20 protein-coding genes and 1 tRNA gene are annotated in these 23,605 nt (G+C 36.4%); 15 read left to right on the plus strand and 6 right to left on the minus strand.

What is annotated here, in order from left to right; translation table 11 throughout:
• Positions 1-237 precede the first annotated feature (237 nt).
• The 4 genes from metQ to ACLMCG_RS10115 all read right to left on the minus strand — a co-directional run bounded on the left by metQ (position 238) and on the right by ACLMCG_RS10115 (position 3,845).
• The gene (gene metQ, locus ACLMCG_RS10100) at positions 238-1,047 is read right to left on the minus strand and encodes a methionine ABC transporter substrate-binding lipoprotein MetQ (RefSeq protein WP_413959434.1); all 810 of its coding nucleotides are present in this window, start codon (positions 1,045-1,047) and stop codon (positions 238-240) included.
• A gap of 103 nt (positions 1,048-1,150) precedes the next feature.
• Positions 1,151-1,807 carry a methionine ABC transporter permease MetI gene (metI, locus tag ACLMCG_RS10105; protein ID WP_413959435.1) on the minus strand — a complete coding sequence of 219 codons (657 nt, stop codon included), beginning with the start codon at positions 1,805-1,807 and terminating at the stop codon, positions 1,151-1,153.
• Complete coding sequence (locus ACLMCG_RS10110) at positions 1,800-2,828, minus strand: methionine ABC transporter ATP-binding protein (protein ID WP_223599466.1); 1,029 nt, start codon at positions 2,826-2,828, stop codon at positions 1,800-1,802. The genes metI and ACLMCG_RS10110 overlap by 8 nt, the downstream gene beginning before the upstream one ends.
• An 18-nt stretch (positions 2,829-2,846) precedes the next feature.
• Positions 2,847-3,845, minus strand: coding sequence for an EamA family transporter (locus tag ACLMCG_RS10115; protein ID WP_413959436.1), 999 nt, complete (start codon positions 3,843-3,845; stop codon positions 2,847-2,849).
• 577 nt (positions 3,846-4,422) lie between these two features.
• Here ACLMCG_RS10115 and ACLMCG_RS10120 point away from each other — a divergent pair.
• The 15 genes from ACLMCG_RS10120 (at position 4,423) to ACLMCG_RS10190 (ending at position 22,443) form a co-directional block, all read left to right on the plus strand.
• Positions 4,423-5,355, plus strand: coding sequence for a ring-cleaving dioxygenase (locus ACLMCG_RS10120; RefSeq protein ID WP_413959437.1), 933 nt, complete (start codon positions 4,423-4,425; stop codon positions 5,353-5,355).
• Positions 5,356-5,413: 58 nt separating this feature from the next.
• A complete protein-coding gene (locus ACLMCG_RS10125) occupies positions 5,414-5,710 on the plus strand; it encodes a GNAT family N-acetyltransferase (RefSeq protein WP_213280102.1) in 297 nt (98 codons plus the stop codon).
• A gap of 280 nt (positions 5,711-5,990) precedes the next feature.
• On the plus strand, positions 5,991-7,037 hold the full coding sequence (locus tag ACLMCG_RS10130) for a ring-cleaving dioxygenase (protein WP_413959438.1): 1,047 nt from the start codon (positions 5,991-5,993) through the stop codon (positions 7,035-7,037).
• A 5-nt stretch (positions 7,038-7,042) separates the two neighbouring features.
• Entirely contained in the window at positions 7,043-7,663 is a 621-nt protein-coding gene (locus tag ACLMCG_RS10135; protein WP_223599470.1) for an alpha/beta hydrolase, read from the plus strand.
• A gap of 248 nt (positions 7,664-7,911) precedes the next feature.
• On the plus strand, positions 7,912-9,522 hold the full coding sequence (locus ACLMCG_RS10140) for a Na+/H+ antiporter (protein ID WP_413959439.1): 1,611 nt from the start codon (positions 7,912-7,914) through the stop codon (positions 9,520-9,522).
• Between the two features lie 326 nt (positions 9,523-9,848).
• Positions 9,849-10,160 carry a hypothetical protein gene (locus ACLMCG_RS10145; protein WP_413959440.1) on the plus strand — a complete coding sequence of 104 codons (312 nt, stop codon included), beginning with the start codon at positions 9,849-9,851 and terminating at the stop codon, positions 10,158-10,160.
• Positions 10,161-10,170: 10 nt separating this feature from the next.
• On the plus strand, positions 10,171-10,755 hold the full coding sequence (locus tag ACLMCG_RS10150; RefSeq protein ID WP_413959441.1) for a Crp/Fnr family transcriptional regulator: 585 nt from the start codon (positions 10,171-10,173) through the stop codon (positions 10,753-10,755).
• 317 nt (positions 10,756-11,072) lie between these two features.
• Entirely contained in the window at positions 11,073-11,948 is an 876-nt protein-coding gene (locus ACLMCG_RS10155) for a pirin family protein (protein ID WP_413959442.1), read from the plus strand.
• Between the two features lie 41 nt (positions 11,949-11,989).
• Positions 11,990-12,679, plus strand: coding sequence for a hydrolase (locus ACLMCG_RS10160; protein WP_413959443.1), 690 nt, complete (start codon positions 11,990-11,992; stop codon positions 12,677-12,679).
• Positions 12,680-12,737: 58 nt separating this feature from the next.
• Positions 12,738-14,510: an amidohydrolase gene (locus tag ACLMCG_RS10165; protein WP_413959444.1), complete on the plus strand. Its 1,773-nt coding sequence runs from the start codon at positions 12,738-12,740 to the stop codon at positions 14,508-14,510.
• 159 nt (positions 14,511-14,669) lie between these two features.
• Complete coding sequence (locus ACLMCG_RS10170) at positions 14,670-15,095, plus strand: DoxX family protein (RefSeq protein ID WP_413959445.1); 426 nt, start codon at positions 14,670-14,672, stop codon at positions 15,093-15,095.
• Positions 15,096-15,097: 2 nt separating this feature from the next.
• The gene (locus ACLMCG_RS10175) at positions 15,098-16,465 is read left to right on the plus strand and encodes an alginate export family protein (protein ID WP_413959446.1); all 1,368 of its coding nucleotides are present in this window, start codon (positions 15,098-15,100) and stop codon (positions 16,463-16,465) included.
• A 252-nt stretch (positions 16,466-16,717) separates the two neighbouring features.
• On the plus strand, positions 16,718-17,458 hold the full coding sequence (locus ACLMCG_RS10180; protein ID WP_413959447.1) for a M17 family peptidase N-terminal domain-containing protein: 741 nt from the start codon (positions 16,718-16,720) through the stop codon (positions 17,456-17,458).
• Positions 17,459-17,542: 84 nt separating this feature from the next.
• Positions 17,543-20,197 (plus strand): hypothetical protein, encoded by a 2,655-nt coding sequence (locus ACLMCG_RS10185; protein ID WP_413959448.1) that lies wholly within the window; start codon positions 17,543-17,545, stop codon positions 20,195-20,197.
• A 119-nt stretch (positions 20,198-20,316) separates the two neighbouring features.
• On the plus strand, positions 20,317-22,443 hold the full coding sequence (locus ACLMCG_RS10190) for a DNA topoisomerase 3 (RefSeq protein ID WP_413959449.1): 2,127 nt from the start codon (positions 20,317-20,319) through the stop codon (positions 22,441-22,443).
• Between the two features lie 18 nt (positions 22,444-22,461).
• Here ACLMCG_RS10190 and ACLMCG_RS10195 read toward each other — a convergent pair.
• Positions 22,462-22,531: transfer RNA gene (locus ACLMCG_RS10195), tRNA-Ala, on the minus strand.
• 387 nt (positions 22,532-22,918) lie between these two features.
• On the minus strand, positions 22,919-23,413 hold the full coding sequence (locus ACLMCG_RS10200) for a hypothetical protein (protein WP_413959450.1): 495 nt from the start codon (positions 23,411-23,413) through the stop codon (positions 22,919-22,921).
• Positions 23,414-23,605 lie beyond the last annotated feature (192 nt).

Raw genomic sequence — 23,605 nt, forward strand, 5'->3', positions numbered from 1 at the left:
AATCTCAAACCTTTCTAATCTCAAACTCTTACCTCGAATCCTATAACGCTCCTAACATTGTCTGGATTCCTACGGAATGGGCAAGATGGACGTATAGGTAAAGCGCATAGTTTGTCCATTCCGAAGGAATCTACGCTCTTACAACCTCAAACCTTCCTAATCTCAAACTCTCATCCCGAAACCGCGCGCCTCGAACCTCGCATTTCAAACTCATCCACTCTCAAACCCTCCAACTCATTAATCCCATCCCTTCACAGCTCCGCCTTTGAAAATCTCTTTGGCTTTCTTTTCCACTTCCGGCGACTGGTAGGCTTTTACAAAGTTTTTTACTTTCTGACTGTTTTTATTATCCTGTCTGGCCACCACAAGATTCACATAGGGTGAGTCTTTATCTTCAATCAGCACACCCTGTTTTTCAGAATCTAATCCTGCCTGAGCGGCAAAATTATTATTGATAATCCCCACAACAACGTCTCTGTCATCTAAAACTCTTGGAATCTGTGCTCCCTCAATTTCCATGATCTTCAGCTGTTTTGGATTTTCTGTAATATCTGTTACTTTTGGCAGAAGTCCTACACCTGCTTTTAATTTCAGAAGACCGCCTTTCTGCAGAAGAAGCAGGGAGCGTCCTCCATTGGTTGGGTCATTAGGAATAACGACCGTGTTGCCTTCCTGCAGCTGGCTGATATTTTTAATCTTTTTTGAATAGGCTATAATAGGATAGACAAATGTATTTCCTACTGGTACTAGGTTGTATCCTCTCTGCTTGGACTGTTCTGTCAGATAAGGAAGATGCTGAAAAGCATTGGCGTCAATATCTCCGTTTGTCAGGGCTTCATTGGGAACTACATAATCATTAAAAGGAATAAGCTCCACTTCCAGATTATATTTATCCTTAGCTACTTTTTTGGCAACCTCAGCAATTTCCTGTTCCGGACCATAGGTAATCCCCACACGAATAAAGTTCGGATCATCTTTTCTTCCTGAGCAAGCACTGAACAGTAATATTCCTGCAGCTATTACACCAAAAATTTTTATTTTTTTCATTCTATTTTTTATTTAAAATGGATTAAGACAGAGAACAAAATGACTAAATTAATAACTTTCTATACTCTCATATTCTCAAGCCCTCAAACTCTCTCACTCAAAACTACCTGTGATCAAATCTTTTTGACAACCTATCACCCATAAACTGGATGATGAAAACCAGCAGAACCAGCAGAACCAAAACCGTATTCATAATGACAATATCATATCCGATATAACCGTACTGGTAACCAACCTGTCCAAGTCCGCCCGCACCTACAGCACCACCCATCGCAGAATAACCTACCAACGTAATCAAAGTGATTGTAGCATTGTTGATTAAAGAAGGAAGTGCTTCAGGAAGCAATACTTTTCTGATAATCTGTAAAGGAGAAGCGCCCAGTGCTCTTGCCGTTTCTATAAGACCATGAGGAACCTCAATAAGGCTGTTCTCCACAAGTCTTGCAATAAACGGAGCTGCACCCACACTTAGCGGAACTAAAGCTGCATTTACTCCAATAGAAGTTCCCGCCAGAATCCTGGTAAAAGGAATCATCCACACGATCAGAATAATAAAAGGAATAGCACGGAAAATATTGACCAGAATAGATAAACCTCTATGATAGGCTGCATTTTCCAGCAGTTGTCCTTTTCTGGTTAAAAATAACATGATTCCTACCGGAAGGCCCAGCACAAATCCAAAAAATCCGGATAAAAATGTCATATAAATCGTTTCCCAGGTTCCTTTTGCCAAAAGGGCAATTACCGTATCACTAAGCATATCCTTTTACTGTATTTTGAATTTTATTTTGGTTGAAATAATAGATCGCCTGTTGGTTTTCTTCGGCCTCACCCTGAAGCTGCAGCAGAAGTTTTCCGAAATTGGAATCTCCAAAATACTCTACGTCTGCTTTTAGAAGCTTATAAGGGATTTTATATTGATTATATAATGTTGAAAGAATTTGTTCAACACTGATGTTTTCATTAAGTTCTATTTCGACCAGCGGAAATAAACCTTCTTTTGGTTCTTTCTGCAGTCTGCTGCTGAGTTCCTGTGGCAGGGTCATGATGTCTGAATTTATAAACTGGCGGATAATCGGGTTTTCTTTGTCCGAAATAATCTCGCTTAAAGTTCCTTTTGTTAATAATTTTCCTTTGTCGATCACGGCAACGTGGTTGCAGACCGCTTTGATCACTTCCATTTCGTGGGTAATTAAAAGGATGGTAATTCCCAGTCTCTGATTGATATCTCTTAAAAGTTGTAAGATAGATTGCGTTGTAGCAGGATCCAATGCGCTGGTTGCTTCATCACAAAGCAGAAGGTGAGGATCATTGGCCAAAGCCCTTGCAATAGCTACCCTCTGTTTCTGTCCACCCGAAAGACTTCTGGGATAATCATTGGCTTTATCTTCAAGCCCTACGACCTTCAGTAGTTCGTTGACTTTTCTGTTGATTTCATCCTTACTGCTGTGATCCAGTTCTAAAGGAAGAGCCACATTATCAAAAACAGTTCTTGAAGAAAGGAGATTGAAGTGCTGGAAGATCATCCCGATTTTTTTACGCTCTTCAGCCAGTTGTTTGGAGCTAAGTTTGGTAAAATCCTTTCCATTAATAATAATTTGTCCTTCATCCGGTCTTTCCAATAGATTTACGGTACGGATCAGGGTACTTTTTCCTGCACCCGAAAAACCAATGATTCCTACAATATCTCCTTTTTCTATATTTAAACTCACCTTATCCAATGCCTTAAAGGACTGTTTTTTCTGGTGAAATGTTTTCGATATGTTTCTGATCTCTATCATTCTGATTTTGTATACTGTTTAAATAGGCTGATATGGTCTGCCTGCTCTGTTAAAAAATCTTCTTACTCTTCTGATTTTTACCTTTGACCGTTTTGAAAGTCTGAAATACTTGGTGACATTCGTTAGAAGTACTCCCAGCAATATGATGAACAAGCCATACAGCTGACCTCCATTGATGCTTTGGCCGGCAACAATCCACCCTGCAATCACTGTTACAATAGGATTGATATAGGTGTGGGTGCTTACCAAGGCAGCGGGTTTTACGGACAGAAGCCAAATGTACGACAAATAAGCGACTATCGATCCAAAGAAGATCAAAAATAGAACCCCAAACCATGCCGATAATGGAACTGCAGAAACTGAAAAATCAACCCATTCTTTTCTTAAAAAAGAGATTAAGAAAGAAGCTAATCCCGCTACTATAAGCTGTTGAGCAATATTCATAAAGGTAGATTGAGAAGCTGGATTTTTCTTTGAATATAAAGATCCCAGTACCCATGCGATGGAACTTAGACCTAATACAACAAATGCCGTAATACGAAGATTTCCGTCAGCAACGGCATGCGCTGCATTTGAATTGACACTGCCTTTTAAAAACATAATTAATCCTGCAAATCCAATGGCCAATCCTATTGGAATAAATTTATCTGAAAAATAATATTTCCAGTTTTTTCTGTCGATTGCAATAAACCAGAACGGGCCGGTTGCAATAGAAATTGCCGCTTCTGAAGCCGTTACATATTGTTCTCCCCAGGCTACAAGACCTGTTCCTCCGGTAAGAATAAGAATACCGGTAATTGCATTTTTCTTCCAGTTGATCAGTGAATTTGCTTTTTCTCCTTTAGAAAGAAGATATCCTATCATCAGAATCCCGGCAACCAGAAATCTTAATCCTGAAAGAATAAATGGCGGAAAACCTTTTAAGCCAAATGAAATAGCTAAAAACGTAATTCCCCATATCACATAGATGTTTGTAAAAGCCAATGGAATCAACCATTTGTTTTTAGAATTGTTCATTTTTATTTTTTTTAATGTTGTTGTGTTCAATAAAAAAAGGCTCTACCACGTGGTAAAGCCTTTAAAATATGTCTAAATAAAAGTAAGGTCAACCACAGTATTCTTGATGCACAGGCATACAGATATCCTTCATCATATTTTTGATGGTATGTCTCTTAATTGAATTATTTTTGAATTCTGCCTTCATTTTGTTTTATTTCCTGAATACGTTTGCAAATATATAATATAATTTCTATTAGTCCACTAAAAAAGTAGACATTTTAAATATTAAATTATTGTTAATGATTTAAATTACTTAAAATCAAATTGTTACTTGTTTTGTTTGTTGATTTTTTTTTAAAATATTTTATGGGCTTTTTGATTTTTCATTCAAACGAAGCTGAAATTAAATCTTAATTTATGTTATGAAAAAGATAAAATAAGCTGATATTTTTAAGAATTGTGTAAAGGTTCTTTTGTGTTCTTATTTAAACGTATGATAAAAAGATGTTGATCGAAATGAAGCATCTACATTTATTAAACTAGTTAAATGCGCAGCATTTCTGTTCACTGTAATTTAGCATAAAAATTAAAGACAATGGACAATAGAATATTAGGTCTGCATCATATTACTGCAATAGCAGACAACGCCAAAAGAAATTTAGATTTTTATACTCAGGTTTTAGGAGTAAGACTGGTGAAAAAAACGGTAAACTTTGACGATCCGGGAACTTATCATTTCTATTTTGGGAATGAAAACGGAACACCGGGAACCATCCTTACTTTCTTTCCATGGGAAGGAATTGGTAAAGGAAACAACGGAAGTGGAATGGCTACGCACATTGGATATTCAGTACCCAAAGGAAGTCTTGAATTCTGGAAAAACCGTTTACAAAGCTTTAATGTAAATGTAGAAGAAGCAGAAGTTTTTGGAGAAAAAATGATTTCTTTTACAGATCCGGACGGTCTTCAGTTACAGTTTATAGAACCTGCAAGTGAAGACAGCAGAAAAGTATGGACAACTGATGATATCAAGGATGAATATGCCTTGAAAGGTTTCCATAATGTAACTTTAACCTTAAAAAAAGCAGATCCTACGATCAAAGTTCTAACTGATGTTTTAGGATATGATTTGCAGAAACAAGAAGGAGAAAGATACAGATTCGCTACTGATGCAATTGACACGGCTAACCTTATAGATATTATTGAGAATGATACAATTCCTGCCGGAAGAAGCGCTGCCGGAACCAATCACCATATTGCCTTCAGGGTAAAAGATGACAATGTTCTGATGGAATATCGTGAGAAAGTATTATCTGCAGGATTGAGCATCACTCCGAAAATCAACAGAGATTATTTTTATTCATTATATTTCCGTGAGCCGGGAGGAGTTTTATTTGAAATTGCAACCGATAACCCGGGATTCACAGTAGATGAACCTTTGAATGAGTTGGGAACCAACCTGAAGCTTCCTGCACAGTATGAAGGAATGCGTGAGAAAATAGAAGGAGTACTTCCGAACTTATCATAGATCATCGGCCAGGACTGATAAAGATGCTAACTTTGAATTAAGAATTAAAAACAAAAAAATGGAAAGAACAGAAATAGTTTTAGAAGGAAGAAAAGGGGAGATCCAGCTTTTCTCAGACGATAAAAAAGCAGGTAAGATGGATATTTCAGTTATCGGAAAAAAACTGACGGTCTATCATACTGAAGTAAATCCGGAATATGAAGGAAAAGGCTTTGCTAAAATCTTACTGGAAAGACTGGTTTCCTATGCAAGAGAAAATGATTTAAAGATTCTGCCGCTGTGTCCGTATGTTCACGCACAGTTCAAACGTCATCCGGAAGAATACAATGATGTTTGGTTGAAGGAAGAACTCTAGTGAGTTTGAGAGCTGGGATTCGGGATGCGAGTTTTCTGGATTCGGGTGAATAAGTTTTCGGGCAAGAGGGTGAGAGCGTATGAGAGTACAAGGGTGGGAGCGTAGATTCCTACGTAATGAACAAACTATGCACTTTATCTATCCGTCCACTTTGTCATTCCGAAGGAATCTAAATTTTTTATGTAACCTTTGTAAAAGAATCTTGACATTTTGAGGATTGAGGATTGGGGATTTGAGAGGTTGAGAGTCTCAAGCTAAAAACAAAGGTGAAAGACAAAAGATGAATAAAACTGCTCTCGAAAGCATCAACCCGAACCCCAAATCTCGAAATCTCGTATGCTATCATAATAATCAATTAACAATTATCAACAGAATGAAACTTATCACAGGACTGCATCACGTTACGGCAATTACCGGAAATGCACAGGAAAATATAGATTTTTATACCGGAGTTTTAGGACTTCGATTGGTCAAAAAAACGGTTAATTTTGATTACTCGGATGTTTATCATTTTTATTTCGGGGATGAATATGGAACACCGGGAACGATCATGACTACTTTTCCGTATGGTAAGGATCTGATCAACGGCAGACATGGTAAAGGAATGCTCAATACAACGGCATTTTCAGTTTCTATAGATGCTCTGGATTATTGGATGAACCGTCTGGAACAGTTTAATATTCCTTTTAAACAGCCACAGCAAAGATTCTCGGATGAAGTTTTTATTTATCTTGAAGATTTTGACGGGTTGGGTCTGGAGATGGTTTTTAATGATAAGGACGAAAGAAAAGGATATTACAATGGTTATATTCCTAAAGATTATGCCATTAAAGGAATCCATCACGTAGAAATCTGGCAGGATGACTATCAAAGAACGGCCGCTCTTCTGACCACTCAGATGGATCATAAAGTAATTAAGGAAACTCCTGACAGACTGAGATTGGGAACAGAGAATATGCCGGGGAAATATGTAGATCTGTTGTCTACACCCAGCGCATTGAAAGGATTGGCAGGAAGAGGTACCGTTCACCATGTAGCATTTGCTACTCCTGATGCTGCATCTCAGCTTGAAATGGTAAAACGCTTAAATGCATATGGTCTGGAGCATACTGAAGTAAAAGACAGAAAATATTTTACCTCCGTATATTTTAAAGAGCCGGGTGGAGTTTTGTTTGAAATTGCTACTTCAGGTCCCGGGTTCGATGTAGATGAAGAAGCCGCGTTTTTAGGAGAAGATTTGCAGTTGCCGCCGCAGTTTGAAAAAAGAAGAGAACGTCTGACAGAAGTTCTTCCCGTAATTAATTATCCAACAGAAAAATTCAGATAGAAATAATGAGTCATATTTTAAATATAAAAACAGCAGGAATTCCATTGAATCAGGCAGAAAAAGCTTTGATTATGATTCATGGACGTGGAGGAAGCGCTCAGGATATTCTGAGTTTATCTCAACATTTAAATGTAAAAGACTATGCTTTATTAGCCCCGCAAGCTTTGAATCACACCTGGTATCCTTTTTCATTTATAGCCCCGGTAGAACAAAACGAACCATGGTTGTCATCAGCCATTGAAATGGTTGAAGAAACAGTAAAAGCAGCTGTAAACGCAGGAATTAAACCAGAAAATATATACTTTTTCGGATTTTCTCAGGGCGCCTGTCTTACCCTTGAATTTCTGGCCCGTAATGCTCAGAAGTTCGGTGGAGCAGCAGCTATTATTGGTGGAGTGATAGGTGATAAGATCAATCGTGAAAACTATAAAGGAGATTTTGCCGGAACCCCTGTTTTTCTGGGAACCAGCAATCCTGATTTTCACGTTCCTGTAGAAAGAGTATACGCTACAGCCAATATTTTAAGAGAAATGAACGCTGAGGTAACAGAAAAAGTATATGCCAATTTCGGACATTCTATTAATGAGGAAGAAATGGAATTGGCTAACTCAATACTATTTAAATAAGTATTTTAATTTTGAATTATTTATAATTTTTAATAATGCTTAAAGTGTTTAAGTAATGGTGAGATTCCTTCGGAATGACAAAGTGTACGGATAGATAAAGCGTAATATTTGTCATTCTGTAGGAATCTAAATGAATTAATAAACATTCAATAGCAGTGAGCTTTAGCCCACCTTTAAAAAATAAATATACCACTGGCTTTAGCCAAAACCTAGATAACCAGAATCTGAAATCAAACTTCTGAAAAACTATGCACGAACAACTACTTTTAATACTGGGACTTTTATTACTCGTCATGATGCTGGTCATGCTGGCGCAACGGATTAAGATTGCTTATCCTATTTTTCTGGTGCTTGCCGGATTAGGAATTAGTTTTATTCCGGGAGTTCCTGTTTTAAAGCTGGATCCAGAGATTATATTTTTAATTTTTTTACCTCCACTTCTGTACGAAGCAGCCTGGTATACTTCATGGAATGATTTCTGGAAATGGAAACGTCCCATCAGTCTGCTGGCTTTTGGTCTGGTATTTCTGACCTCGCTGGTGGTTGCCTATACTTCACAGATGTTGATTCCCGGATTTACCCTGGCATTGGGTTTTTTATTGGGAGGAATTGTTTCACCACCGGATGCAGTTGCTGCCACAACGGTTTTAAAAGGATTAAAAGTTCCAAAACGTACTCTTGCAATACTGGAAGGTGAAAGTCTGATTAATGATGCTTCTTCACTGATTGTTTTCAGATTTGCTTTGGCTGCGGTAATGACAGGAGCTTTCTCAATGCATGAAGCAACAGGACAGTTTTTCCTGGTAGCAGGAATGGGAATTGTAATAGGAATTGCAGGGGCTCATGTTTTTTATGCCATTCACCGGTTTTTACCTACTACACCTGCCATTGATGCTGCCATTACAGTAATTACACCTTATATTCTGTTTCTTTCTGCAGAACATTTTCATTTTTCAGGAGTTATGGCTGTGGTGAGCGGAGGTTTATTTATGTCATTCCGTGCTCATGAAATTTTTAAAACAGGAACCACAAGAATCAATATGACAGGAGTCTGGAATACCCTGATCTTTGTAATGAACGCTTTGGTTTTTGTATTAATAGGGCTGGAACTTCCGGATATTATCAATGGATTGGGAGAAGTTTCATTAATGGAAGGTATCAAATATGGTTTAATTATAAGTTTGATCGTCATTGTAGTACGTTTGTTATGGATTTATCCTGTAGCTCATATTCCAAGATGGCTGAGTGAAAAAGCCCGCCGTGATCCGAGTCCGGGATGGAAAAATCCTTTGATTATAGGATGGGCAGGAATGAGAGGAGTTGTTTCTTTAGCTACAGCTCTGTCTATTCCGGTAATGATGAACAGTCAGGCCGAATTTCCCATGAGAAACCTGATTATTTTTATCACATTTGTAGTCATTTTTGTAACATTGGTATTTCAGGGATTGACACTCCCTTTGGTGATCAGGCTGACAAAAATTGAAGAGATTGATCCTATTCTTCCTTCTCATGAACAGCAGGCCGGAATTCAAATGAGACTGGATAAGCTTGCCGTCCAAAAACTTAATAAAGAATATAATGAATTGGTGAACAGAAATAGTCTGCTTGAGAATTTTAAAAAAGCTTTGGAAACCGATATCCAACTTCATCAGAATCATTTAAGTTCTCTGGAAATGTGTACCAACAGACGAAACGATATGGCAGAATATCACAATGTAATGCTGGATATATTTGCCCTGCAGAGAAAAGAACTGTTCCAGATGAAACGTGAAAAACGCTTCAGTGAAGATGAAATAAGAAAAGCAGAATCCCAATTAGACCTGAACGAATTAAAAATTACAGGGAATAAACATTTGTAGAGGGAGCGAGATGCGGGTTTCGAGTTTTGGGTGGGCGAGTTTGAAAGGGTGTGAGGTGTGAGATTTGGGGTGTTGAGTGGGAGAATTTGAGTGAGAGTGCGTTTGAGATTGTAAGAGTGTAGATTCCTGCGGAATGGACAAGCTAAGCACCTTATCTATCCATACACCGTGTCATTCCGCAGGAATCTAAATATTGTATTTAGTTATTGGAAAAGAATTCTGGATTTTTAATTGGAGAATTTAAGAGATTTATTATTTTGTTTATTCCCCCTCTTTGTCATTTCTTCATTTTAGCCTTTACACAAACAATATAAATATTGAACAAAATGAAAACATTACATTTTTTAGTCATTGGAAAGAATCAGGAAATTCTCGATACTTTAAAAAGAATTATAGAAAATAACGAAGGTTGGACTGCCGAAATACAAAGCGATGAAAATTTCTGCTACGAATATATAAAAGAGAACATTGTAGATATTGTTCTTTTAAGTTCCGGGCTTGAGGAAGATTTTGAAAAAGATATTAAAATATTTTGCTCAGGATTAGATAAAGATGTTAAAGTGATTGATCATTACGGAGGAGGAAGTGGGCTTTTAAAGAATGAAGTTTACAGTCTTTTTCCTAATTTGCAGGAATAAACCTGACATTATGTTTGAAAATATCATTAAAAACATTACACGATTTATCTCAATCACCCCCGAAGAAGAAAAGACGTTTACTGATCTGCTTGCCTGCCAGTCTTTCCCTAAAAAAACAGTTTTGCTGAGGGAAGGTGAGATCTGTCAGTTTGAAGGCTATATTCACAAAGGATGTATAAGAATGTATTGTTTGGATGATAATGGTTCCGAAGTTACGCTGCTGTTTGCCATTGAAGACTGGTGGATCAGCGATATTGCCTCATTTCAGGAGCAGAAACCTTCAAAAGTTTATATTGAAACGCTGGAAGATTCGGAAATCTATATGCTGAATCCTGCAACCAAAGAAAAACTGCTGCAGGAAATTCCAAAATTGGAAAGAGTTTTCAGAATGCTGGTTCAGAGGAATCTGGCAACATTGCAGAGCCGTTTGGTAAATACCATTTCCAAGACCGCATCAGACAGGTACCTTGAATTCATCAAAGTATATCCTTCAATCCCGCAAAGAGTAGCACAGTATTACATTGCTTCCTATCTTGGTGTTTCAAAAGAGTTTGTAAGCACCATCAGAAAGCGCCTTGCTTCAAAAGAGAAATAATCTTTCAGATTTTAAGACTCCTTTCCTTTATTTTATCAACTCAATAATTAATACTGATAAGAAAGTGAGATTCCTACGGAATGACAAATAGTACGCTTTCTCTCTCCATACAGTTTGTCATTCCGTAGGAATCTAAACAGGGTTATTATCAAATACTCTAGACTTCCCAGGAACTTTAAATATCATCATACTGCCGGATACAAAGGTATCCGGTATTTTTTTTTTGCTGTAAACTCATTTATTAAACTAGTTAAATGTGCAGGGTTTCCGGTCTCTCTAAATTTGTCCTATCAAACAAGAACAAATAACAATCTGATATGGACAGAAAAGATTTTTTAAAGAAAGGATTATTGGGAACAGGAATGTTTGTAGCATCAGCTTCTCTGGCGAACACTATGAAAAATGAGATCGATGAGATTGAACCATTAGAACCAATCGGATATAATCATCTTCCCAATACAGAATCAAAAATAAAAGAAAACTCTGTCATCCACAGAGCAGACTCAAGAGGAAAAGCAGACCACGGATGGCTGTTGAGCCAGCACACTTTCAGCTTTGCCAATTATTACAATCCTGAAAGAATGCACTTCGGAGTACTGAGAGTTCTGAATGACGATAAAGTGGAAGCAGGAAGAGGTTTTGGAACACATCCTCATGACAATATGGAGATCATCAGTATTCCTTTGGAAGGCGACCTTGAACATAAAGACAGCATGGGAAATACGGCAGTAATCAGAAGCGGAGACATCCAGGTGATGAGTGCAGGAACAGGAATCATGCACAGCGAATTCAACAAAAACAGTGATAAGCTTGTAAAATTCCTTCAAATCTGGATCTACCCGAAAAAAAGAAATGTTACGCCAAGATATGATCAGATTACTTTAGACAAAACGAAAGGACATAATCAATTTCAGCAGATCCTTTCCCCCAATGCGGATGACGAAGGAGTATGGATTCACCAGGATGCCTGGTTTCATCTGGGAACGTTTGATCAGAATACAGAAATACCTTACCAGATTAAGAAAAAAGGAAACGGAATTTATGTTTTCATTCTGAAAGGAAGCGCCGAAATAGGCGGAGAGATTTTGGAAGAACGTGATGGATTCGGAGTATGGGATATTCAGAATATCAATATCAAAGCACTAAAAGAAGGTACAGAAATCCTTGTAATGGACGTACCAATGACACTATAATAAAAATTAAACAGAAATAACAACCCTTAAATTAAATCATTATGAAAAAATTAATCCTATCATTTGCAGCAGGCTTATTATCCTTAACTGCGTCAGCGCAAAACCCTGGAAAATCATTATTAAATCCTACCAATCATGCTGTGGTACTGATAGACCATGAAGGACAGATGGCTTTTGCAACAAAAAGTATCAGTATGGAAGAATTAAGAAACAATGTGGCACTTGTAGCCGGAGGATCAAAGATTTTTAATGTTCCTACAGTAGTAACAACAGTAGCAGAAAAATCATTCAGCGGACCTGTTTTCCCTGAAATTTCAGAAGTATACCCTCAAGCAACAAGCGGATATGTAGACAGAACTACGATGAATACCTGGGAAGATCTTAACGCTCACAAAGCTATCACAGGAAAGAATAAAAAGAAATTGGTTTTCGCCGGATTATGGACAAGCGTATGTATCGTAGGACCAGTATTATCAGCTATTGACGAAGGTTATGATGTATATGTGGTAACAGATGCTTCAGGTGATATTTCTAAAGAAGCTCACGATCAGTCAATTACCCGTATGGTACAGGCAGGAGCACATCCTATTACTTCTGTTCAGTATGTATTGGAACTTCAGAGAGACTGGGCAAGAAAAGAAACTTACAAACCGGTTAATGATCTGATGAAAAAACACGGTGGAGCTTACGGTATCGGAATTCAGTACGCTCAGGAAATGTTAAAACACTAATGGTCTGTTTCGGCAGGCTGAAAGCCTGCCGAAATCTTCAAACTTAAATATTGAAATAATGAAATTACTGAATACACTTATACTTTCAACAGTTTTAGGGACAGGAATCCTGAACGCTCAAAAAGCAGACATGATTATTACCAACGGGAAGATCACAACAATGGATGATAAAAATCCCGAAGTACAGGCTGTAGCTATAAAAGACCACAAAATCTTACAAACCGGAACGAACGCCCAGATTTTAAAATTAAAAAGCAGCAATACAAAAGTCATTGATGCCAAAGGAAACAGAGTGATCCCTGGATTGTTTGACAGTCACCTGCATGTGATTCGCGGTGGTAGATTTTATAATACGGAACTTCGCTGGGATGGAGTGAAATCTTTAAAAAGAGCCTTGGAAATGCTGAAAGAACAGGCTCAGAGAACCCCAAAAGGACAATGGGTAAGAGTGATTGGAGGCTGGAATGAATATCAGTTTGAAGAAAAAAGACTTCCTACCCTGGCTGAAATAAATGAAGCAACAGGAAATGTACCCACTTTCATCATGTACCTTTACGGAAAAGCATGGTTAAATAAAGCCGGATTAAAAGAACTCAATATCAACGGAGAAACGCCTAATCCTGCACAAGGTTTAATTGAGAAAGACAACAACGGAGACCCTACAGGTTTGCTGGTGGCAGAACCTAACGCATTTATTCTTTATTCAACATTGGCAAAACTGCCGGAGTTGAAAGAAGAAGAAAAAGTAAATTCTACCCTTCAGTATATGACGGAACTGAACAGATTGGGTGTAACGGCTGTAATGGATGCAGGAGGAGGATTCCAGAATTTCCCTGATGATTATGGAACGACAGACAAGCTGAACAAAGAAGGAAAAATTACCGTTCGTTTACCTTACTATTTATTTGCTCAGAAGAAAGGATCTGAGCTGGCAGATTACACCAAATGGATTGGAATGGTAGAGATTGACGATCATGGCCACAACGATTTCAACGAAATAGATTATCATGTCAACGGAGGCGGGGAAAACCTGGTGTCTGATGGAGCCGATTTTGAAAATTTTCTTTTCCCAAGACCGGAACTTCCTGCAACCATGGAAAAAAATATGAAAGAAGTAGTAAGTCTTTTGGTTAAAAATAAATGGCCTTTCAGAATTCACGCTACTTATAATGAAAGTATCACAAGATTTTTAAATGTCATTGAAGAGGTCAACAAAGAAACCCCTTTGAACGGACTAGTCTGGTTTATTGATCATGCCGAAACCGTTACTGAAGACAATATGAAAAGAATAAAAGCAATGGGTGGTGGAATTGCCATACAGCACAGAATGGCTTATCAGGGCGAAAGTTTCATCCACAGATATGGTAAAAAGCCAGCTTTAGCTTCTCCACCAGTGAAAAAAATGCTCGAAATGGGAATTTCCGTAGGATTGGGAACAGACGGAACCAGAGTAGCAAGCTACAATCCATGGGTTGCTTTATACTGGATCACAACAGGAAAAACAATCGGAGGAAACCAGACAATGGGCAAAGAAAATACCTTAGACAGGAAAACAGCTTTATCACTTTCTACCTATGGCGGATACGAATTAATAAAAGACTATCAGAAAGGGAAAATACAGAAGGGATATTTTGCAGACCTTACCATTTTGGACAAAGATTATTTCACGGTCAATGATGAAGAAATTAAAAACATCACTTCAAAACTGACCATTGTAGACGGAAAAGTAGTGTATGGAGACGATACTTACAAAACCGTTGCTCCCGCACCTCTTCCCGTAATCCCGGACTGGTCACCGGTAAAATATTACGGAGGCTATCAAACCAAATAATGTAAACCACAAAAGCCACAGATACTTCAACTGAAGGAGCAAAAATTCCCCTCCTCCGGAGGGGTGGCGAAAATTCAAAGAATTTTTGACGGGGTGGTCAGCCCATTATTAAAACAGTCACCAAACTCAGTACAATCCAAGTTAAATAGTATTCACATCATGAAAAAGCTAATCCACATCATCACCAATACCAATCCGCCAGGAAAATTAACAGACATCACGCTTTTAGTTTTCAGAATCTTACTTTCTGTAGAATTAATCGTAGCCCACGGATTAAAAAAATTAGGAATAGGTGTTTCAGAAGCAGAGCAGGTTCCGAATCCATTGCATCTTCCGGAAGCTTTCAACAGTCTTTTTGCTGATGCGGCCAATCTGGTATTTCCGGTATTTGTGATCTTTGGTTTTTTCACGAGAATAGCAGTATTACCCATTTTGGCTGTAACGCTTACAGGATATTTTATTCTCCATTGGAATGATGCATTACTGGTAAAAGATACTCCTTTTATGTATAGCTTATGTTATCTGTTTTTACTGTTTATGGGGGCTGGGAAATACTCAGTTGATAATTTTTTAACCAAGAAATAATCATGAAAAAACTGATTGCCATTGCGCTTTTGTTGCAGATTTTTATTCCAGCCCAGCTTTCTGCCCAGTTCAAACTGATGAGGTTTGATGAAGATTATGCTGCATACAAAGACTCTGCAAAGACTTTTTATAATTCCATAAAATATATTCCGCTTGCCGAAAAAAATAACAATTATCTGTCGGTGGGAGGAGAAGCAAGACTGGAATTTGTAGATTTTAATAATGAAGATTGGGGGAGAATGGACATTGGAAGTAATCCTTTTCTGATTCAAAGATACAATGTACATGCAGATTTGCATCTGGGCTCACGGGTAAGAATTTTCGGACAGTTGAGAAGTGCCTGGGAAAACGGAAGAAAGAACGGCCCAAGACCGATTGATGAAGATCATTTGAATATTCAGAATCTCTTCATTGATGTTGATATCCTGAAAAGTGACAAAGAAAAACTGACAGTGCGTGCAGGAAGACAGGAACTTGATTATGGAAGCGGAAGGCTGATCTCGGTAAGAGAAGGTCCCAATTTAAGACTCTATTTTGACGGATTGAAATTCATGTACAAAAGAGGAAACTTCAGATCAGATGCCTTTATGATGGCTGCCAGTGAAATCAGTCCCGGAGCATTTGACAATAAATCCTCAAAATCCATCAACCTTTGGGGAAGTTACAACACCTTGATTATTCCCAGAAGCGGAAACCTTGAGTTGTATTATTTAGGAATTCACAGAAAAGATGTACGTTTTGAAGATGGAGTTTCTGATGAAAACAGACATACTTTAGGAGGAAGATTCTGGAGATATGGTGGTGGTTTTATCTACAATTTTGAAGCTGCTTATCAGTTCGGTAACTTTAATAAAGGAAATATCAGCGCATGGACGGCTTCTGCAGACATCGGATATATGTTTGAAAATGTAAAAGGAAAGCCAACCATCAACCTTAGAAACGATTATATCTCAGGTGACAGCAATAAAGGAGACGGAAAACTGGGAACATTCAATCCTCTGTATCCGAAAGGAGGGTATTTTGGATTCAATCCTCAGATCGGCCCGGTGAATTTAATTGATATTCATCCCTATGCAACCGTAGATTTGAGTGAAAAAATAACCGTACAGGCAGATGTCGTTTTCAACTGGAGATATTCTACCCAGGACGGGATTTACAGACCGAGCGGAACATTAAACCTACCATCCTCAAACTCAAAAAAGAGATACATAGGAACTGCTTTCTTAGGAAGCTTTAATTATAAGATCAATAAGTTTTTAACCTTTAATACAGGAATACAGTATTTTAACACAGGAACCTTCATCAATGAAGTGATAGACAACCATAAAGATGGACTCTTTATCAACTCCAGAATCGTATTTAAATTTTAAAAATACATATATCCGCCAGAATATCCCGCAGCTCGAACCCCGAAAACTCGCATCCCGAACCCAACAACAAAAATTACCCCACATCAATGCACCTATCCATCACAGAAACTACCTTTGAAAAAACAAGAAATAGCCGGAGCAACGAGACTTGCGCCTTAAAAACATAAACCTTAAAAAACTTAGCGCCTTTGCGTCAACAAAAACCAGCAACAAAAATAACCAGCAACCAGCAACAACAAAAAAATAAATCTCATGAAAAATACACTAAAAAATAGCTTAAGACACTCATTAGTAATCACAGCTTTAGCATTCTCTACACTAAGTTTTGCACAAACCACTACTACAGCACCCGCAAAGACAACTGCCATCGGAACCTCTAAAACATGGGGAACTGTAGACGGAATCTCCATGGTAGGATTGGTACAGGGACCTTCCTCAGCTGATGCCCAGCTTCAGGTAGCCTGTGTGTTTGAATATACAGAAGGAGACATCTTTAATGCTCAGGCTTTACCCGCAAAACTGAATGGATTAGTTCATTTGGATGAAGCTTTAAAAGGTGAACTGACCAATATCAGAAAAGCAGGACAGTTCCAGGGACATTCTTTAGAAACCCTTTTGATTACACCTCCTGCCGGATCAATGTCTGCAAAGAAATTATTGTTGATCGGTTTAGGTGACCGTAACAAGTTTACCCCTGATTTAATGACTTCAGTAGGAGAAGTGGCTGCCCGTGAAGCGATGAGATTAGGTGTTACTAATTTTGCCTTCGCAAGTGATCTGAAAGATGCAGGAATTGATTCTCCAACTGCTTTGGTAGCCGGAAACGTAGTAAGAGGAATCGTACACGCCAACCGTTCTGAAAATTACCTGAAAGAACACAAACTATCCACTACAAAAAAATTAGAAAAAGTATACCTTCTGGCTGGTCCTGCCTTCTTTGAAACCGCAGGCGGAGGAATTTCCGATGCCATTTCAGAAGTTCAAAAGAAATAATGAACCTAGTTTCATTAGTATTGTTGATTCGGCCTCCTTTTTTAAGGGGGCTTTTTGTTATATTTATAAAATTACTTAATAGCGATGAAAAAAGACAATAGATATATCAGAAAAGAAGCGAATGGATTACTTACTAGTCAGCTAAGGCGATTGTTTTTAAATAAAAATATGAGATTAGGAGAGAATCCATCAACTGCGGATGAAGATATGGGTATAGATTATTTTTTTGAGGTTCTAGATGATACTATTTCACAAGAACCTAAGCACTTATTTTTATTCTATAATCAAAATAAAGGTACGGATAAAGAAATAAAAAAAATTAAAACAAAATCTCATGAACATTTTGGGAAAATTCCTTTTACAATATCATTGAGACATGCTGAATATTTTTATAATGAGTTGGAAGAAGGATTATTATTTACTTTGTGTGATATAAATAATAAAAATATTTATTGGTATGATATTCAAAATGATCCAATGCTACCAGAAAGAATGTTGGAACAAAAGGCAGAAGGACATAGTTTTATACAAATCTATATTCCCGCAGATAATTTACTAGGCGAAAATACTTTTGAAAGATTATTTAAACAAATAGACTATGCAAAGTATAATCAGATACGGAAAAAAAGAATTGTTAAAAAAGATATTACTGCTGATTATTCAAAAACAAAAATTACTGATAGTAATATTCTAAATGAGATTTTGCATACTTTAAAACTATTTGAGGGAATAAAAGTATTACCAACAAATGTAATATCTCAACTATATCCTTTTAAAGGAAGTGACAAAACATTTTTTAATGACTGGGGTTTTTACACAGATAATGAAAAGTTTTTTGATTTTATGGATTCAATTGTTATAAATAGAAATAAGTTAGAGTCTTCAGAAAATTTAGAATATGAGAGTGATAAATTAAGAGAGGTTATTAATTTTTTTCAATATAATAAAATATCACACATAAGATGGTCAGGAAGTAATAGTAAAAATCAAATTTGCATACATAAATTATATGATTCATCTAAATGTGATTGTGAGCGATGTAATTTAGAAAATCTTAATTTTGTAAGAGCTAAGGAGCTTTTAAGAGATCATAAATCTGATTCTAAACAAGATTTAATGAGAAAAGGTTATACTTATTACTTAATGGGTGACTATATTAAATCAAGTAAAATTTTTTTAGAAGTTTATAATGATGCAAATAAAACAATTAACCCAATAAATTATACAATTTCAAAATATAATTTAATTAAACTTAGAGGTTTTATTAAGTCGTCTTATTATGGTGATGATAAAAATAAGATACTTGAAAAAATAAATGATTTGGAATTTGATGATGATGAAAGATTCATTAAGCAAAACGCACCTCATTTTGTAGATATTTATAAGAACATTAAAGAAATTCAGTTTTATGATGATGTTGAAAATAAAATAAATAATTTTTTTTTAGAAATCCAAAAAATACATTACAGAGATAGTAATGGAGGAGGCCAGTCAATTGACTCTTATTATAAACTAAAATCTAGTTTTTTAAGATTTAACTCTTATATAGAGCATAATTTTATAATTTTCAACTCTTACCAAGAATATATTGATATATCAAAAAAGGTTTTAGAAAGTTTATTTATTCTCTATTCTTTAAAAAATCCAAATTCTGAAAAATATGAAATATTTGAATGGTATGCTATAAAGGTTTTAATTTTTAATGTTAATGAAGAGTTTATAAAGTATCTTTTCAACAGATATGCAATATCTAATCTCAAGGTTTATGAAAATGTATTATTTAAAATAAACGAATTATTAGAGAACCTCTTATTTTCGTATGATGAACTTGCTGACCAAATTGATATTTTTAAACCTTTAAGGTTAGAAAAAATAATTAATAATTTGGTTATGATTTTAAGCATAATAGATATAGAAAATAAAGAAAAAGAAAAGTTTATTTTAAAAATTTTAATAGCTTCTAAAAAGCTTTTAAAGCTTAATTTAATACCTTATGATGGATTATATTTCTTTGTTGAAAAGGTAGATGTAAATAAAAAAACTCTTAAAAAAATACTGGATTTATTTATTTTAAAGGAGTATAAAGGAATAGGATTTACCTATATACTAGATAAGTATGTGAAAATATGTTCAGCAGATGAAATTGAACAACTTATAAAAGATATATTTAATATTTCTGAAATTACACAACTGGCAATGGGCCATGAATATTTTGATGATTTAGTTTATTCTCTAACATTAATAAATCATGATACAAAATTGGCTTTAAAGAAAATTTTGACTGAGAAATTACATGAAAATTTTGATGTCTTTTTATTTGAAACAGCAGTATTATATGAGCTCATTGATTTTGATATGGAAATGTTTGATACTTTTTTGTCACTCATTCCTGATATGTCGAATTTTGATGAAAGTAAAGTTTATTTTAGATCATATGAAAATATTCACTTATTGAAAGCTATTAATATTGCTTTCAAGTTTAAAGTAGATTTAATACAAAAAATCAGGCCACAATTACATAAAATATTTAAAGGAGAGAAAGCTTATTTTATTTGGTTAACAGATTTAGATAATTTTGATTATAAAGAATTTAATTCTTATTGGATTTTAAGAGGACGAACAAAATATTTTATAGAAAAATTCAAAAATTCAAAAAAGCTTAAAGAAGAGATTGTAAAATCATTAAAAAATAATTACGTAGAAGGAGTAGCCAAAATGTATTTTAAAGAATTAGTATGAGTTATCAGGAAAAGGGTGAAAATTAATTATTGAAATAATGATATTAAGTAACTATAGACAGCAATTTGCAATGTCAAAAAAAATCCCGATTTTTGCACTCCTTCAATAAACCCGAGTTCATGAAATTATGTATTGCCGAGAAACCCAGTGTTGCCAGAGATATCGCCAAAGTATTGGGCGCTACAACGCCTAAACAGGGCTATATGGAAGGGAACGGCTATTGCGTGACATGGACGTTCGGACACCTTTGTACCCTGAAAGAACCTCACGATTACGGTCCACAGTTCAAATCCTGGAATCTTTTTTCACTGCCAATTATTCCCAACAGTTTTGGTATCAAGCTCATCCCGAATAAAGGCGTTGAAAATCAGTTTAAAGTCATTGAAAAATTGGTCGAAGAATGTGATGAGGTCATCAACTGCGGGGATGCCGGGCAGGAGGGAGAACTCATTCAACGGTGGGTATTGCAGAAGGCAAAATGCAACAAACCCATTCAGCGTTTATGGATTTCTTCATTGACGGAAGATGCCATTAAAGAAGGCTTTGCAAGTTTAAAACCCGCAGAAGATTATAAAAATCTATATCTGGCGGGAAATGCCAGAGCCATAGGAGACTGGTTATTAGGAATCAATGCTACCAGACTTTTTACCAAGAAATTTGGTGGGAATAAAGCCGTTCTTTCCATTGGAAGGGTACAGACTCCAACATTGGCTATGCTGGTTCAGCGTCAGAAAGAAATTGATGCCTTTACCACAGAAGAATATTGGGAACTGAAGACCAAATACCGTGATGTTATTTTCAATGCGGCGATTGACCGTTTAAAAACATTGGAACGGGCTGAAAAAGGATTGGAATACCTGAAAGTAAATCCATTTGAGATCGTTTCTTTCGAAATTAAAGAAGGAAAAGAAAAAAATCCACGACTTTTCGACTTGACCGGACTTCAGGTGGAAGCCAACAAAAAATACGGGTATTCAGCGGAAAATACCCTGAATTATATCCAAAGTCTTTATGAAAAGAAGCACGTAACCTATCCACGTGTTGATACCACCTATCTATCCGAAAGTTTATATCCGAAAATAACAGGAATTCTTCATAAAATGTACCCTTATCAGGATCTGATTGCTCCGTTGCTGGAAGCTCCGATTCCAAAATCAAAAGCTGTTTTCGACGATACCAAAGTAACTGATCACCATGCAATCATTCCTACGGAAATTCCACCTTCTCAAAATCTGAGCAGGGAAGAAAAGCTGATTTATGATCTGATTGCAAAACGTTTTATTGCTGTATTCTATCCGGAGTGTAAAATTTCCAATACGTTGGTAGAAGGAAAAGTAGGAACCATTCCTTTTAAAACCAGCGGAAGACAGGTTCTTGAAGCAGGATGGAGAGCCGTTTATGCTAAGGAGCCTAAAGAAGAAAACACAGATAAGGACAAAGAAAAAGAAGAAGAACAGACCATTCCTGAATTTATTGTGGGAGAAACCGGACCTCACGATCCAAAGATTCATCAGGGAAAAACCACGCCTCCAAAACCTTACACGGAAGCAACCTTGCTGAGAGCAATGGAAACAGCCGGAAAACAGGTTGAAGATGAAGAGCTGCGTGAAATGTTGAAGAACAACGGGATCGGACGACCATCCACCCGCGCCAACATCATTGAAACCCTTTTCAAAAGAAAATACATCGAGAAAAAAAGGAAAAACCTCATCGCTACCCAAACCGGAATTCAGTTGATTGATACCATCGAGGATGAATTGTTAAAAAGTCCTGAACTGACTGGTGAATGGGAATCAAAACTTCGTAGAATAGAAAAAGGGGAGTATGAAGCCAACCTTTTCAAAGAAGAACTGATCCAGATGGTTACCGAACTTACCGAAAAAGTAGTGTACGGAAAAGGAAAAGTGATTACCCTTCAGGAAGAAGAAAAAGAAGAAGTAAAGGAGAAGAAAAAAAGAGAGCCTGCACAGAAAAAAGAACTTCAGTCATGGGAAGAAACGAAATGTCCGAAATGTAAAGAACACAACCTCATCAAAGGAAAAACAGCAGTAGGATGTTCCGATTTCAAAAACTGCGGCTTTAAAATTACCTTTGAAATTTTCGGTAAAAAATTATCAGATAAACAGCTTTTAGACCTTGTTTTAAAAGGGAAAACTTCAAAATTAAAAGGCTTTACCACCCATCCGGAAGCTGTTGCAGAAGGTATTTTGGCTTTGACTGACGATTTTCAGACACAACTTAGCTAATCAAATATCATCATTAAGTGGAGAATACGGGATTCGAACCCGTGGCCTTTTGACTGCCAGTCAAACGCGATAGCATTTAATGTACGCTATACGAGCATTGTTTTTTCAAAGATAATAAAATAACGGTTGGAACTTCATAGATACAGACGATACAATTTTAGACAGTATTATATTTTATCGAAGATAAAATCTTTGCGCCTTAAAACTTAAAACATACAGTTTGGAAAAATTTGCGTCTTTGCGTTTTCCAACCAATCTATATATAGATTCCTACGGAATGACAAACTGTACGGATAAACCAAGTGTTGTAATTATCATTCCGTAGAAATCCAGACCTATTTTTCTATACTTTCACAGTCTTTATCATAATACAAATATCTCTAATTAAGACGTAAAAATTCCCCTCCACTGGAGGGGTGGCGAAAATTCAGAGAATTTTTGACGGGGTGGTTTTTACCTTTTTCTATACACATTATTATCTTAAAACTTCAACATTCTCTTTTCTCTGCTTCATAAACTGAAAGATTGATCCAATCAAAAAAAGCAGAAAAATAACAAGAAGAGTCTGACCAATAATCGGATCTTTGATATCCTTAGCTAAAGGATGTCCGATGGGAACTCTTGTAAAAGTCTCATTAATCGTTGGAACAAGGGACAGGAAAAAGCTGAATGACAACAAAAAATTCTCAAAATATCTGGCTCTCCTGCTTTCCTTTTTACTTGAGAACAGGAAATAGGCGACAGATATCAAAACAATGATAAATAATGAGAACACATGTCCTGCATTAAAACCTCCGGCTTTAGAGATACCCAATGCAGAAAGTGACGTGATGAGCGTAGCATAAAAATAGACTTTTCCGGATAGACGAGCGAGGCTGATCTTACCATATTTGATAAATCCGATCATTGCTCCGGCAAGAGCACTTATACCAATGATGGTGTGAAAAATTCCTAAAATTGATAGATTCATATTGTTATTATTTAAAATTTATACTCATTCAGTTTCAAATTCTTTTTGCTTTTTAAGGCATCTGAAGAGAAAATTTATTCCCTGAAACTGATGGTACAAATTTGCGGCAGAAACACAGGAATGATTTTGTGATTTCGTCCAAGAATTTGAGATTTTAGTTCAAAAAAACGCACTTCTTATTGATAAGAAATG

The sequence above is a fragment of the Chryseobacterium sp. S90 genome (assembly GCF_047444895.1).
Lineage (GTDB): Bacteria > Bacteroidota > Bacteroidia > Flavobacteriales > Weeksellaceae > Chryseobacterium.

Coding starts and splice junctions, on each gene's coding strand:
- ACLMCG_RS10110 (WP_223599466.1), bottom strand. CDS start 2,828: ATGATAGAGATCAGAAACATATCGAAAACATTTCACCAGAAAAAACAG.
- ACLMCG_RS10170 (WP_413959445.1), top strand. CDS start 14,670: ATGAAAAAGCTAATCCACATCATCACCAATACCAATCCGCCAGGAAAA.
- ACLMCG_RS10190 (WP_413959449.1), top strand. CDS start 20,317: ATGAAATTATGTATTGCCGAGAAACCCAGTGTTGCCAGAGATATCGCC.
- ACLMCG_RS10175 (WP_413959446.1), top strand. CDS start 15,098: ATGAAAAAACTGATTGCCATTGCGCTTTTGTTGCAGATTTTTATTCCA.
- ACLMCG_RS10185 (WP_413959448.1), top strand. CDS start 17,543: ATGAAAAAAGACAATAGATATATCAGAAAAGAAGCGAATGGATTACTT.
- ACLMCG_RS10120 (WP_413959437.1), top strand. CDS start 4,423: ATGGACAATAGAATATTAGGTCTGCATCATATTACTGCAATAGCAGAC.
- metI (WP_413959435.1), bottom strand. CDS start 1,807: ATGCTTAGTGATACGGTAATTGCCCTTTTGGCAAAAGGAACCTGGGAA.
- ACLMCG_RS10130 (WP_413959438.1), top strand. CDS start 5,991: ATGAATAAAACTGCTCTCGAAAGCATCAACCCGAACCCCAAATCTCGA.
- ACLMCG_RS10145 (WP_413959440.1), top strand. CDS start 9,849: ATGAAAACATTACATTTTTTAGTCATTGGAAAGAATCAGGAAATTCTC.
- ACLMCG_RS10140 (WP_413959439.1), top strand. CDS start 7,912: ATGCACGAACAACTACTTTTAATACTGGGACTTTTATTACTCGTCATG.
- ACLMCG_RS10180 (WP_413959447.1), top strand. CDS start 16,718: ATGAAAAATACACTAAAAAATAGCTTAAGACACTCATTAGTAATCACA.
- ACLMCG_RS10150 (WP_413959441.1), top strand. CDS start 10,171: ATGTTTGAAAATATCATTAAAAACATTACACGATTTATCTCAATCACC.
- ACLMCG_RS10155 (WP_413959442.1), top strand. CDS start 11,073: ATGGACAGAAAAGATTTTTTAAAGAAAGGATTATTGGGAACAGGAATG.
- ACLMCG_RS10135 (WP_223599470.1), top strand. CDS start 7,043: ATGAGTCATATTTTAAATATAAAAACAGCAGGAATTCCATTGAATCAG.
- ACLMCG_RS10160 (WP_413959443.1), top strand. CDS start 11,990: ATGAAAAAATTAATCCTATCATTTGCAGCAGGCTTATTATCCTTAACT.
- ACLMCG_RS10165 (WP_413959444.1), top strand. CDS start 12,738: ATGAAATTACTGAATACACTTATACTTTCAACAGTTTTAGGGACAGGA.
- ACLMCG_RS10115 (WP_413959436.1), bottom strand. CDS start 3,845: ATGAACAATTCTAAAAACAAATGGTTGATTCCATTGGCTTTTACAAAC.
- ACLMCG_RS10200 (WP_413959450.1), bottom strand. CDS start 23,413: ATGAATCTATCAATTTTAGGAATTTTTCACACCATCATTGGTATAAGT.
- ACLMCG_RS10125 (WP_213280102.1), top strand. CDS start 5,414: ATGGAAAGAACAGAAATAGTTTTAGAAGGAAGAAAAGGGGAGATCCAG.
- metQ (WP_413959434.1), bottom strand. CDS start 1,047: ATGAAAAAAATAAAAATTTTTGGTGTAATAGCTGCAGGAATATTACTG.